General features: G+C 68.3%; 12 protein-coding genes and 1 riboswitch. Of the genes, 2 read left to right on the forward strand and 10 right to left on the reverse strand.

What is annotated here, in order from left to right; genetic code table 11:
- Positions 1 to 7: 7 nt before the first annotated feature.
- The 6 genes from MRBLWH12_RS00970 to MRBLWH12_RS00995 all read right to left on the reverse strand — a co-directional run bounded on the left by MRBLWH12_RS00970 (position 8) and on the right by MRBLWH12_RS00995 (position 7,278).
- Positions 8 to 418, reverse strand: a complete 411-nt coding sequence (locus MRBLWH12_RS00970) for an NUDIX hydrolase (RefSeq protein WP_363545091.1) — start codon at positions 416 to 418, stop codon at positions 8 to 10.
- Positions 411 to 1,775 carry an FAD-binding oxidoreductase gene (locus MRBLWH12_RS00975; protein WP_363545094.1) on the reverse strand — a complete coding sequence of 455 codons (1,365 nt, stop codon included), beginning with the start codon at positions 1,773 to 1,775 and terminating at the stop codon, positions 411 to 413. The genes MRBLWH12_RS00970 and MRBLWH12_RS00975 overlap by 8 nt, the downstream gene beginning before the upstream one ends.
- A gap of 10 nt (positions 1,776 to 1,785) precedes the next feature.
- On the reverse strand, positions 1,786 to 2,157 hold the full coding sequence (locus tag MRBLWH12_RS00980; protein ID WP_363545097.1) for a YrdB family protein: 372 nt from the start codon (positions 2,155 to 2,157) through the stop codon (positions 1,786 to 1,788).
- Positions 2,158 to 2,166: 9 nt separating this feature from the next.
- Entirely contained in the window at positions 2,167 to 4,218 is a 2,052-nt protein-coding gene (locus MRBLWH12_RS00985) for a sigma-70 family RNA polymerase sigma factor (RefSeq protein ID WP_363545100.1), read from the reverse strand.
- Positions 4,219 to 4,591: 373 nt separating this feature from the next.
- Positions 4,592 to 5,764, reverse strand: coding sequence for an N-acetylglucosamine-6-phosphate deacetylase (locus MRBLWH12_RS00990; RefSeq protein WP_363545103.1), 1,173 nt, complete (start codon positions 5,762 to 5,764; stop codon positions 4,592 to 4,594).
- A complete protein-coding gene (locus tag MRBLWH12_RS00995) occupies positions 5,761 to 7,278 on the reverse strand; it encodes a family 20 glycosylhydrolase (RefSeq protein WP_363545105.1) in 1,518 nt (505 codons plus the stop codon). The genes MRBLWH12_RS00990 and MRBLWH12_RS00995 overlap by 4 nt, the downstream gene beginning before the upstream one ends.
- Positions 7,279 to 7,364: 86 nt before the next feature.
- Positions 7,365 to 7,449: riboswitch (ZMP/ZTP riboswitch) on the forward strand.
- A gap of 37 nt (positions 7,450 to 7,486) precedes the next feature.
- Here MRBLWH12_RS00995 and glyA point away from each other — a divergent pair.
- On the forward strand, positions 7,487 to 8,761 hold the full coding sequence (gene glyA, locus MRBLWH12_RS01000) for a serine hydroxymethyltransferase (RefSeq protein ID WP_363545108.1): 1,275 nt from the start codon (positions 7,487 to 7,489) through the stop codon (positions 8,759 to 8,761).
- A 117-nt stretch (positions 8,762 to 8,878) separates the two neighbouring features.
- A complete protein-coding gene (locus MRBLWH12_RS01005) occupies positions 8,879 to 9,757 on the forward strand; it encodes a bifunctional methylenetetrahydrofolate dehydrogenase/methenyltetrahydrofolate cyclohydrolase (protein WP_363545111.1) in 879 nt (292 codons plus the stop codon).
- Between the two features lie 100 nt (positions 9,758 to 9,857).
- Here MRBLWH12_RS01005 and MRBLWH12_RS01010 read toward each other — a convergent pair whose 3' ends face one another.
- From MRBLWH12_RS01010 to MRBLWH12_RS01025, 4 genes are all read right to left on the reverse strand, one after another.
- Positions 9,858 to 10,412 carry a hypothetical protein gene (locus MRBLWH12_RS01010; RefSeq protein WP_341975582.1) on the reverse strand — a complete coding sequence of 185 codons (555 nt, stop codon included), beginning with the start codon at positions 10,410 to 10,412 and terminating at the stop codon, positions 9,858 to 9,860.
- A 31-nt stretch (positions 10,413 to 10,443) separates the two neighbouring features.
- Positions 10,444 to 11,172 carry a DUF6882 domain-containing protein gene (locus MRBLWH12_RS01015; RefSeq protein ID WP_363545114.1) on the reverse strand — a complete coding sequence of 243 codons (729 nt, stop codon included), beginning with the start codon at positions 11,170 to 11,172 and terminating at the stop codon, positions 10,444 to 10,446.
- Positions 11,173 to 11,321: 149 nt separating this feature from the next.
- Entirely contained in the window at positions 11,322 to 12,581 is a 1,260-nt protein-coding gene (locus MRBLWH12_RS01020) for an MFS transporter (protein WP_363545117.1), read from the reverse strand.
- Entirely contained in the window at positions 12,578 to 12,961 is a 384-nt protein-coding gene (locus MRBLWH12_RS01025) for a helix-turn-helix transcriptional regulator (protein WP_363545120.1), read from the reverse strand. The genes MRBLWH12_RS01020 and MRBLWH12_RS01025 overlap by 4 nt, the downstream gene beginning before the upstream one ends.
- Positions 12,962 to 12,978 lie beyond the last annotated feature (17 nt).

The raw sequence follows: 12,978 nt of genomic DNA on the forward strand, positions 1-12,978 counted from the left end.
GCCGACGTCAATCGAAGGCGCGCCCAGGCCAGGCGAGCGGCAGCAGGTGCTCGAGGCTGAGCGGAGCCAGGGGCAGCGTCGGCACCTCGGCGTGGGTGATCCAGCGGAGTTCTGCCAGCTCGGCCTGCACGGTGACCGCGGTCGGATCGATCGTGGCGGCGAAGGCCGCGGCGATGACCCGGTGGCCCGGCTCGTTCGCGGCGTCGGAGATGAAAGTGCCCAGCGGTCGCAGCTCGCTCTCGACCAATTGAACCCCGAGTTCTTCGTCGAGTTCTCGGATGAGCGTCTGCGCGGCCGTCTCGCCGGGCTCCGGCTTGCCGCCGGGCTGCATGAACCGGGTGGTGCCGTGTTTGCGGACGACGAGCACGCGGTCGTGGTCGTCGACGATCACCGCGGCGCTGACGTGGATGTCAGGCATCGGCGGGGAACACCTTGCCCGGGTTCAGGATGCCGAGGGGATCGAACACCCGGGTGATCTGCCGCTGCAGCTCCCATTGGTCCTCGCCCAGCTCGTCGGCCAGCCAGCGCTGTTTGAGCACGCCGATGCCGTGCTCGCCGGTGAGAGTGCCGCCGAGAGCGAGCGCAGCGCGGAACAACTCGTCGGCTGCTGCCCAGATGAGGTCGGGCACGTCCGTGCCCTCGAAGATGAAGTTCGGGTGCAGGTTGCCGTCTCCCGCGTGCGCGACCGTGGGGATGACCACGCCGTAGGCCTTCTCGATGCGGGCGATCTCGTGGAACATCGCCGGCATGGCGCTGCGCGGCACGGAGACGTCCTCGATCAGGGTCGTGCCGAGTGCCGCCATCGCCGGGTGCATGGCACGACGGATCGCGAGCAGGCGCTCGCCCTCCTCGTGATCGTGCGAGACGGAGACGTCGCCGCCATGGTCGTGGAGGATCTTCGCGATGGCCTCCGCATCTGCGACGGCGGCAGGGCCATCGGTCTGGATGGTGAGCTGTGCGGTCCCCGCTGCGGGCTCCGGCAGGGAGAGGTATTGGAACACCGCAGCGACACAGGCGGCATCCATCAATTCCATGATCGCCGGCTGGATCCCCGCGGCGGTGACCGCCGCCGATGACGCCGCGGCGGGGACGACCCCGGGGAAAGAGGCAGTCACCGTGCACGTCGTGCCCTCGACGAGGCGCCGGAGCTTCAGAGTGGCGCCGACGACGACGCCGAGTGTGCCCTCGGACCCGATGACGAGCGACGTCAGGTCGAGTCCGGTGACACCCTTCACGCTGCGGTGCCCGAGATGCAGCAGACGGCCGTCGGGGAGGACGAGATCGATACCGAGCACGGCATCGCGAACCACACCGTACTTCGCGCACAGCAAACCGCCGGCGCCGGTGGCGATGTTGCCGCCGACCGTGGAGATGGCGCGGCTGGCGGGATCGGGAGCCCACCAGAGACCGTGTTCGCCGAGGATGTCATTGAGGTCGGCGTTGAGGATGCCGGGTTCGACGACGGCGAGAAGGTCGTCGGGTCGGATCTCCTTCACCGCGGTCATGCGAAGAGTCGACAGGACGATCTCGCCCTCACCGGCGTTCGCGGCACCCGCGAGCCCTGTTCCCGCTCCGCGTACGACCACCGCGGTGCGTGTGGCGGTCGCGATGCGCAGGGTCTGCTGCACGTGCTCGACCGTCTCGGCATGCACGACCGCGATGGGCCGCCCGGCGGCGGCATGCCCGGAGCGGTCGGCTCTGGCGAGCTCGCGGGATTCCTCGCTGGTGTCGACGAGGGGGCCGAGCGCGGCCTGGAGCTGTGCGAGAGCGCTCATGACCGCGTGCTCACGCCAGGCTGCGTCGGCCGGCAGCGAGCCCCGCGCCGATGGCGACGATCGCGAAGGCGGAGCCGATCAGCCCCTGACCCATCGACCACCACGCGACAGTGACGCCGGCGTAGATGAGCAGTTCGACCGCGGCGCGGAGGAAGGGATGCAGGTGCAGAACGGGGCGCGGGGAGAGGAAGAGCGCCCACACCAGGAGCACGATGAGGGGTGCGCCGATCCCGAAGATGACGTTCCACGGCAGCGTCCAGGCGGCGAAGCCCCACAGTGCGAGGGAGGCCATGGCGAGCACCAGGACGATCAGGCGGACGATGTCGAGAGCGGAGACGACGGGACGATCGACGCCCGGTACGGGTGCGGAATCCTGGGGCATGCCCCCAGTCTATTCGGCGGGTACGGGGCCCGTGGCCGGAGGCAGCACGCCATCGGCGACTTCGAAGACTGTGCCGATGATGTTCTGTGCAACCGGCGCATCGCTCGGCTGTTCGACCGGCTCGACCGGATCGACAGGGGGAACCGATGGAACCGATTCGACCGTCTCCGCGGGCGTGGAAGCGACGGGTGTTTCTTCGGCGGGTGCTTCTGGCGTCGACGATGCGGCCGGCGGAATCACCTCGGCCGGACTCGATGGGAGGTCATCGCCCAGCGATTCGTCCGTCGAAGAAGCGTCGGCGGAACTGATGAGCGGAGAGCACGATCCTGCCGGATCAGCCAGTTCACTCAATCGGACCGCGTCGGTCAGTGGACCGATGGAATTCCCGTAGACGTACCGGAACTGGACCCTGGCATTGGTGAGTTGCTGCAGGAACGTCGGTTCGAGCACGACGACGCCGTCACCGCGGGCATCCAGCTCCGCTGTGAACGTGGTGTCCTGGCGGTTCGAGAACAGTCCCTGGACCGTGGCATCGGGCGCACCCTGCACCTCGACGGAGTACAGCGTCGTTCCGAAGATCGGGCTGTCCTCCCAGACACACGTCACCGTGGTCGCGCCGATGGTGGGAGTCCCACTGGGGAGGCCAGGTGTCTCGGTCGGCGTCGGTGTGGGGGTCGGAGTCGGAGTGGGTGTCGGCTCGGGAGTCGGTGTCGGAGTCGGAGTCGGCTCGGGAGTCGGAGTCGGAGTCGGCTCGGGAGTGACCGGAGGTTCCGGTTTCGCGTCCTCGGTGGGCGGCGTGACCGCTGAGCCTTCGTCGGGCTTCGAGTCTGCGGGCTTGGTCGGTGTCGGACGCGGTGTCGGCTCCGGCGTCGGTTCGACCGGTGCCGGCTCTTCGATGATCATGGGCTCATCGAGCGCCATGGTCTCGTCGGGTCCGACTTCTGACGAGATCGACGTCGAGTCGCTGTCGCCCGCGCTGGGTTGCGACGATGCCGGTGCCGCCCCCACGAGTCCGGGGATGGTAGTCGCGGCGGCGACGACGCCGGCCACCACCAGTGCAGCAGAACCAGCGCCGATCAGAGCGCCGACGCCGCTGAAGACGCCTCCGCTGCTCCCGCCGGCTGCGCCACCGCCAGCGGCTGAACCGCCCGCGGCCGAGCCGCCGGCCGTGCCGGCCGCCGCAGCGCCGGTGCCGACGACGACAGCGCCTTCGAAGATGCTCGACGGCATTGCAGCCAACGCGACCGCCGGTGTGCTGCCCTGCAGAGAGGCCAGGTAGCCGGTGGAACCGGCGACGCCGAGGACGAGGGGAAGGAGGACCAGCGCGAGGCGCGTGGAGACGTCTTTCGCCTCGGCAGCGACGATGATGCACCGCGCGCACTCGTCGAGGTGCTGCTCCAGTCGTTTGTGATCCCGGTTGCCCAGGTTGCCGCGCGAGTAGGCACCGAGATGTTCGATGCTCCACTGGCAGTCAGAACCGGGCGCCGCACTGCGCAGGTGGGCCTGGATCCATGCTTCCCGGAGGCCTTCACGAGCACGGAAGGCCAGTTGCGACACCGCGCCCGACTTCATGCCGAGGAGAGGTGCCACCTCCTGCGGCTTCATCTGCTCGATCTCGGTGTACCAGAGCACCTCCTGCCAGCGCGAGGGCAGGCTGCGGAATGCCTGAGCGGTGAGGCTGCGATCAAGGGCCTCGTTCGCGGCCTGTTCGCTGCTGTCGGGATCGGCGACAGTATCGAGCTCATCGATCGCCGTCTCGCGCCGCGAGCGTCCCCACGCCGCGGCCGTGTTGCGGATGCTGGTGAACAGGTAGGCGCGGAACGAGCCGTTGGGGCCTGCGCCCTTGATGATTGCCTGATAGATGCGGGTGTACGACTCCTGCACCAGGTCATCGGGGTCGATGGATGACGTGACGGAGCGGGCGACGGACATTCCGGCGGGGTAGTGGCGTCGCCAGAGTTCGCCGAACGCCTCGGTATCTCCCGAGCGGGTGCGCAGGACGAGGTCGGCGTCGGCGATCGCCTCGCCGTCGTTGGAGGTGTTGTCGTAAGGCACAGTCATCCATCTGTCGTGAGCGGGAATGGCCCTCTCACATGAAGAGACGCGTGAAAGCGGTCCGCATCACGCGTGTTTTTCATTCTCTCCCGAATTTCCCAGACTGGCCACCCCAATTTGGAACCCGATCTCGTCACGGCCGCCACGGGGTCTCAAACAAGAAATCTCAGAAGTCGCGTAATGAACGACGAGGTCTGTCGTCTCACCAGGTAGAGACAGCCAGTATCGACTCCACCGGGGGGCGGAGTCGTGGCGTCGGTGGGGTCACCTCACCGGTCGGGTGGTCCGGGAACCTCGGGGGAGGAATTCCCGGACCCCCGCTCTACTCAGGGGGAATGAGGCCGCCGGCTGGGGAACGGCGGCCTCCTGAGCTGCCCGGCTAGCGGGAGAGCGGTCCGCCGACCCAGACACGTGCGACCTGCAGGCCTTCGTCCAGGAGCACTGCGTCGCCGAGGAAGCCGGTGCGCAGCGCACCGATCTCGTGGCCGGCGCCGATCGCCCGCGCCGGAGTCTCGGTGAGGGCTCGGACAGCGTCGCTCAGCCCGACGCCCGCCTGCACGGCTCGTGCGAGAGCGACGTCCTGCGTGAGGGTGGAGCCGGCGATCGAGCCGGTCTCATCGGCGCGAGCGATGCCGTCGGCGACGGTGACGCTGACGGTGCCGAGGTCGTAGTGACCGTCGGCGCTGCCCGCGGCGGCCATCGCATCGGTGACGAGCGCGACGCGACCCGGAGCCGCATCGAAGATCAACTTGATGACATGCGGAGCGAGGTGCACGTTGTCGGCGATCGCCTCGAGCACCACCCGATGATCTGCTGCTGCGGCGAGCACCGGCCCGGGGGCCCGGTGGTGGATGCCGTTCATCGCGTTGAACGCGTGGGTGAGGATGGAGGCGCCGGCGTCGAACGCTGCTTCGGCCATCGCAGCATCCGCGTCGGTGTGACCGACGGCTGCAGCGGCCCCTGCCTCGACGATCAGACGGATCGCTTCCAGGCCGCCGGGCAGCTCAGGGGCGATGGTGACCTGCCGGACGGTGCCACGGCCGGCCTCCAGCAGACGCGTGACGTCGGCCGCGAGGGGTGCCCGCAGCAGCGCGGGATCATGCGCGCCCTGGTGGCCGGGATCGAGGAACGGCCCTTCCAGGTGCGATCCGAGGATGTCCGCATCCGTGGTCATCAGATCGGCGATCTCGCCGACGCTCCGTGCGAGATCGTCGAGCGATCCGGTGACCAGAGAGATCACGGCGCGCGTGGTGCCATGTGCCCGATGCAGAGCACGGGCAGTGCGGATGGCCTCCACGCCGTCATCGAACGAGGCACCGGCTCCGCCGTGTCCGTGGATGTCCACGAACCCGGGAGTCAGGATGGCGCCCGCTCCGGCGATCTCGATCGCATCGACGACCTCATCGGCCGGTGCCCAATCGGAGCCGGTGCCGCGGGCGACGATCCGGCCGCCCTCGATGCGCACCCAGGCGTCTTCGACGAGTTCGCCGCGATCGATGACGCGGGCGGAGTGGATGACCAGCGAACCGGTCTCGGTGGAATGGACGCTCATCGTCGGCTCCAGGGGATTTCGGCTGCGGGATGGTACGAGATGCCTTCAGCCTTCCACAGTGGGGAGAGCGACCCGACCCTGACGCGGAACGAATCCCAGGTGCGTTCCGGAGCATCCTTCGGCGACCAGACGATCTCGGCCTGCGCCGCGGCTCGCGGGAACACGAGCTGCTCGACCTCGGTGAGGGTGCCGACGGTCTCGCTCCACAACGGGGCCTCGACGCCGAGGATCGCGTCATCGGGCACATCGAGCACTGCCGTCGGCTCCCACGCATACGCCGAGCGGACGTCGATGAGCGCGGCCCAGTCCTGTCCGAGCGGGTAGTCCTTGTCGTACTTCATGTCGAGATAGGTGGCGTCCGCCGGCGACAGGATCAGTGCGCCGCCGCGTTCGACGAAATGGGCGGCCTCCTCGGCGTGCGTTCCCTGGGGCGTGGTCATGCCCCAGTACTGGCCGACGGTTCCCTCGGCGATGCCGTCGGCAGCGCCGACCTCATGCCATGCGACTGGGACCTTCCCCGCCTCGACGACGATCGCGGTGGCACGTTCGACGAAGTGATCGAAGTCCTCCTGCGTGGTGCCGTGCGACTCGTCGCCGCCGATGTGAAGGTACGGGCCGGGGGTCATCTCGGCGAGTTCGCGGATCACGTCGCGCACGAAGTCGTAGGTGCCCTCCTCGCGGATGCGCACGCTGGAGTGGCCGACTCCCCAGCCGAGGTAGCGCTCCCCGGCGACGGGCAGCGGCTGGCCGAGGCGCTCGGAATCGGAGATCAGGTTGTCGTTCATCACCGGAGCTTCGACCAGTTCCGGGTAGGCGACGCCGATCGCGTGGGTGTGGCCGGGCAGATCGATCTCGGGGACGACGATCATGTGCCGGGATGCCGCGTACTCCACGATGCTGCGGTAATCCGCTTTCGTGTAGAAGCCGCCGGGATCGCCGTTGGCTGACGTGCTGGAGGCGCGCTCGGTGAGCAGCGGCCAGGAGCCGATCTGGATGCGCCAGCCCTGGTCATCGCTGAGGTGCAGGTGCAGGTGGTTGAACTTCAGTGCGCTGGTGCTGTCGATGAACTTCTTCACGTCGTCGACACCAAAGAAGTGGCGGGCGACATCGAGCATCACGCCGCGGTACCCGAATCGCGGAGCGTCGGCGATGTCTGCGCGGAGCAGGCCCCATCCGGCTTCGTCTTCGCGGAGCAGTTGCAGGAGGGTCTGGATGCCGTAGAAAAGCCCGGCCTCATCGGAGCCGACGAGCTCGGCCTCGTCGCCGATGCGGAGGGTGTACCCCTCCTTCTCAGCGACCGACGCGTCGATGCGCAGCGCGATGTCGCCGGGCTTCGTCGCGTCATCGGCGGGGGAGAGGCGGATGCCGCTGCGACGCTCGACGGCATCGATCAGCTGCGCCGCCGCGGGGGAGTCGCCGTGCACGCGCGTGGCGCTGGTGAGGGGCATCCGTCCGTCTCCTGCAACTGCGGATGCGGGCACCGGAACAAGCGGAAGGGAATGGGTAAGGACCATGAACAAAACCTACCCTGGAGTGGGGCGGTGGGTCGATGACTTCTGTTGCGTCCGGTCGGGTCGCCCGCCTCCGCATCCGCTATGCTCGTAACCGTCGCGACTGGCGTCTGGGTGGACTACCACCGGGGAGCGGCTGACCACGGAATTCGACCGCGCGCCTGGGCCGATGAGGACCCCCCTTTCGAATCCGTTGTCAGAGGAGCACGTCATGACCGATCGTTACTTCAACGCACCCCTTTCCGAGGTCGACCCGGAGATCGCCGAGGTTCTCGAGCGCGAGCTGAACCGCCAGCGCAGCTACCTCGAGATGATCGCATCCGAGAACTTCGTTCCCGTGTCGGTCCTGCAGTCGCAGGGCTCGGTGCTCACCAACAAGTACGCCGAGGGCTACCCCGGCCGTCGCTACTACGGCGGCTGCGAAGAGGTCGACGTCGCCGAAGAACTCGCGATCTCCCGCGCCAAGGAGCTGTTCGGTTCGGAGTTCGCGAACGTCCAGCCGCACTCCGGCGCCACCGCGAACGCCGCCGTGCTGCACGCGATCGCGCGCCCCGGCGACACCCTGCTCGGACTCTCCCTCGACCAGGGCGGCCACCTCACCCACGGCATGAAGATCAACTTCTCCGGCCGTCTCTACAACATCGTCGCCTACGGCGTGGACCCCGAGACCTCGACGATCGACATGGAAGAGGTTCGTCGCCTCGCCGTCGAGCACAAGCCGAAGGTCATCATCGCCGGCTGGTCGGCCTACCCGCGCACGCTCGACTTCGCCGCCTTCCGCGCGATCGCCGACGAGGTCGGCGCCCTCCTCTGGGTCGACATGGCGCACTTCGCCGGTCTGGTCGCCGCGGGTCTGCACCCGAACCCGGTGCCGCACGCGCACGTCGTCTCCTCGACGGTGCACAAGACCATCGGCGGTCCGCGCTCGGGCTTCATCCTCACCAACGACGCCGACCTCGCGAAGAAGATCAACACGGCTGTCTTCCCGGGTCAGCAGGGCGGCCCGCTCATGCACGTGATCGCCGCCAAGGCGACCGCGTTCAAGCTTGCAGGCACCCCGGAGTTTAAGGAGCGTCAGGAGCGCGTGCTGCGCGGCGCCTCGCTCATCGCCGAGCGCCTGTCGCAGCAGGACGTGAAGGATGCCGGTATCGCGGTGCGTTCCGGCGGCACCGACGTGCACCTCGTGCTCGTCGACCTGCGCGACGCCGAGATCGACGGCAAGCAGGCCGAAGACCTCCTGCACGAGATCCACATCACGGTGAACCGCAACGCGGTGCCGAACGACCCGCGTCCGCCGATGGTGACCTCGGGTCTGCGCATCGGCACCCCGGCGCTCGCCACCCGCGGTTTCGGCGACGCCGAGTTCACCGAGGTCGCCGACGTCATCGCGCTCGCGCTTCTGCCCGGTGCCGACGTCGAGGCCCTCCGCGCCCGTGTCGACGCGCTCGCCACGGCGTTCCCGCTGTACCCGGACCTGCAGCAGTAACGACGTTTCGACTCGCTTCGCTCGCTCAACGACCGGGGGTGGCCTCCCGGTCGTTGAGCGAGCAGACGAACGTCAGCAGATCATCGACGACGCATCCTGATCATGATCGGAACATCAATGACCGCGAAGATTCTCGACGGCAAAGCCGCCTCGGCGGAGATCAAGGCCGAGCTCGCCGAGCGCGTTTCCGCGCTTCGTGCGCGGGGTATCGTCCCCGGCATCGCCACGGTGCTGGTCGGCGCCGACCCGGCCTCACAGCTCTACGTCGGCATGAAGCATCGGCAGTCCGAGGCGATCGGGATGAACTCGATCCAGCGCGAGCTGCCGGCCGATGCCACACAGGCTGATGTCGAAGCTCTCATCGACGAACTCAACGCCGACCCCGACTGCCACGGCTACATCGTCCAGCTGCCGTTGCCCAAGCACATCGACACCGACGCGATCCTCGAGCGGATCGATCCGGCGAAGGACGCCGACGGCCTGCATCCGACCAACCTCGGCCGGCTCGTGCTCAACGTCAACGCCCCGATCCACACGCCGCTGCCGTGCACCCCGCGCGGCGTGATCGAACTGCTGCTGCGCAACGATTACGACCTCAAGGGCAAGCACGTGGTCGTCGTCGGACGCGGTGTCACGATCGGTCGGTCGATCGGACTGCTGCTGACCCGGCGCGACATCAACGCCACGGTCACGCTCACGCACACCGGCACCGTCGACATGCCCCGCTGCCTGCGGGAGGCCGACGTCATCGTCGCCGCGGCGGGGGTCAAGCACCTCATCCGCGCCGAGGACGTGAAGCCCGGAGCTGCGGTTCTCGACGTGGGCGTGACGCGCGAGTCGGACGCCGACACCGGCAAGAGCCTGGTCTTCGGCGACGTGCATCCTGACGTCGCTTCGGTGGCGGGCTGGATCTCGCCGAACCCCGGCGGAGTCGGCCCGATGACGGTCGCGCTGCTCATGACCAACGTGGTCGAGGCCGCGGAGCGGCTGGTCTGAGCATCCGGTAACAGCACGAACTTCGCAGAAACGCGCGAACCTCGCAGGAATCACCGGATTCTCTGCGAGGTTCGCGTCATTCTGCGGGCGGACAGAGCGGCTAGAGGTTGTCCAGCATCCGCCGCTGCTCGGGCGTGAGACCGTCGTGCAGTTCCGCGCGGGCGGCCGATGTCTCCGGCGTCTCGGGCGCTGCCGCCGTCGGCGCGGTGCTGCGGCGAGAGCCCTGCACCCTCGCCTGCACGCTGTCGTAGACCTCAGCCGTCTTCGCGCGCAGTCGGTCGTCGATCTGGTCGTAGATCACCCAGCCGAGCAGCAGGCCCAGCGGCGGCAGCACGTAGCCCCAGAAGAAGCCGGCGACGGTGACGCCGCTCAGCCACACTGTCAGCACCCAGATGATCAGCTCGACGACGTAGACGAGGGCGTACTGCACGACCTTCTCACCGGCGCCGGTGCGGTCCGCTGCCGACTTCGCCGCGGACTTGCGGAACGCCGCAGCGAGCGTCGGTTTCACGAAGAGCGCGGCGAGCGTGAGGATGACGGATGCCCAGAGTGCGTGCCAGCCGACACGGACGTTCGTCATCAGCAGCCCGATGAGAAGCAGCACCGCGACGTTGAAGACGTACAGCGACGCGAAGCGGATGATTCCGTTCTTCATGCGACTCCCTTGCTCATGGAACGTGCGGCCTTCAGAGAACCTGAGGGCCGACGGTGCTCTCGATGCCGGTGATGCGCGCCTGCTCATCGAAACGGAAGGTCGCAGATCCGGTCGCATCGGTGACGGTCGCCCCGCTGAACGACTGATCCGTCCAGGTCAGCGTCCAGTTCGCGAGGCGGGCGAGATCCCAGACGGCGGTCCGCGCGTCCGTGAGGGCGAGTCCGGACAGGATGCGGGGGAGCGCGATCATCGCGTCGACGACCGTCAGCGGTGCGAGCGGCGCATCGAGAATGAAGACTGCTCTGGTGCCGCCGCCGACGGGGGCCGAGTAGTACGGGGCCCGGCCGGTCAGTTCGACGGCGACTCCGCCCACGGTGTGGGCAGCACGGGCGATCCAGCCGTCGATATCCGCATCCGCGTCTGCGGGGAACGCGAGCTCCGGCGCGGTGAGCTCGGCGACGCCGTGCTGGGCGCCGTACGCCTGCAGCTGAGAGGCGAGTCCTGCCGCGTCACCGCGGGGGTGCGCCCATGCCCAGAGCAGCGAGCGCGGGCCGGGAGCGATCGTGGCGACGAGGTGCGCGCGCGTGACGAGCTGACGGCTCGGGTCGGCGTTGGCCGTGAACGTGAGCGTTCCGGCCTGCATGTCGGCGTCCCATCGGTGCTCGCCGAGTGCGTCGGCGGCCGCGGAGAGGGCATCCTGGCGGAGCGAGGTGAACAGGATCGCTCGATCGGCGAGCGGCTGGAGTGCGGCGAAGGTCATGTCCACAGTCTGGCGCGGGTCGCTATGAATGCGCCAGTGCGCGGCGTCCGCAGCTCGCAGCGCTCCGGTCGCAGTTCGTGCTCTCTCTCCGGCCGGACACCCGCGTGAAGTGCGACCGGAACGGATGGCGCAGCAGGACAGGCGCCCGGTCAGCCCGCGTCGGCGGTCAGGGCATCCGTCGGGCGCCCCATCCGCCACACGCTCGGCACGACCAGAGTCGCCAGAGCCACGGCCGCGTACACGATGCCCGACGTGATGAGGACGGTCGCGGCATCCGCATGCGTGATCAGCCAGCCGTAGATCAGCGTGCCGATCGGCATCACGACGAAGCTGCCCAGCATGTCGTAACTGGAGACCCGGGAGAGCTTCTCGCCAGGGATGTTCTCCATCATCGCGAGATTCCACCCCGTGCTGAAGACCTCGGCTCCGGCCCCCGCGATGAACGCCGCGATCGCGAGCAGCACGACAGCCGGGTGCACGCCGAGCACGGTCAGCGGAATGGCGAACGCGGCCATCCCGATCATTCCGTAGCGGAGCGGCTTCTTCAGCGGGAACCACATCAGGATCAGCGTCATCAGCAGGACGCCGACGCCCTCGGCGCTGACCACCCAGCCCCAGCCGGAGATGCCGAGCAGGTCGTTGTTCTTCGCGATGTACGGTCCGGCCACGCCCCAGGCGCCGACGTGGATCGCGTTCATCACCATGAACGCGAGCACGATCGCCCACAGCCACGATCGACTCCAGAACTCCCGCCACCCGACGCGCAGATCGTGGAACATCGTCGTCCCTCCGCCGTGTGCGGGAGGAGGCAGCTTCACGAGGGCCAGGATCGGGATCGCGGCGACCCAGCCGGCCGCCTGGACGACCATCGCCCAGGCAGGGCCCGCCGTCGCCACGAGCACGCCGGCGATGATCGGGCCGCCGATCGTCACCATAGAGCGCACGAAAGAGAGCATCGCGTTCGCCTGCTGCAAGTGCTCCGGCGTGGTCAGCTGCGGGATGAGGCCCTGCATCGCCGGCAGCACGAAGGCGGTGGATGCTCCGTTGATCGCGGCGAGGATCGCGATCAACGGAACCGTGGCCGTCCCGGTGAACAGGAGCGCGGCGATCGTTCCGATGGAGAGGATGTCGACGACGTAGCAGGACTGGATGATCAGCGCCCGCGGCAGTCGATCGGCGATGACTCCGCCGAAGAGCACGAACACGATGTTGCTGATCGTGAACGCGGCGAGCACGAGCGAGAGCGAGCGGGCATCGTTGTCGATGTCGAGCACTGCGAACGCGAGCGCGATCGACGACATCGACCCGGTGATCAGCGTGATCGCCCGCGCGAGGAAGAACCATCGGAAGTTCCGGTCCTGCATCGCGCCCAGGCCGCGGGTCTTGACGGTCGTGTCTGCGGGACTCATGAATCTCCGGGCGGCATCAGGGCGAGGGTGAGTTTGTGCATGCTCGTGCGTGCGGAGTCCGTCGCGGTCGGTCCGAGCGCGACCAGCGCGACGAGAAGGGCGGCGATCTCGCCAGGCTCGAGCAGGATCGGGCCGATGTCCGAACGGACGTCGAACAGATAGCCGCCGCCGGGGCCCCGCTGCACGCGGATCGGGATGCCGCTCTCGCGCATCCGGGCGATGTCTCGTTCGACGGTGCGTGCGGTGACACCCAGAGCCGAGCCGAGGGACAGTGCCGATCGCGGCGCACCTCGACGGCGTCGCAGCTCCTCGATGAGTGCGTGCTGCCGTTCGATCCGCCTGAGGGTCAGGTGGGGATCGGTCGATTTGGAGAATGCCACGACATTCACTCTAAAGC

Source organism: Microbacterium sp. LWH12-1.2, assembly GCF_040675825.1.
Classification (GTDB): domain Bacteria; phylum Actinomycetota; class Actinomycetes; order Actinomycetales; family Microbacteriaceae; genus Microbacterium.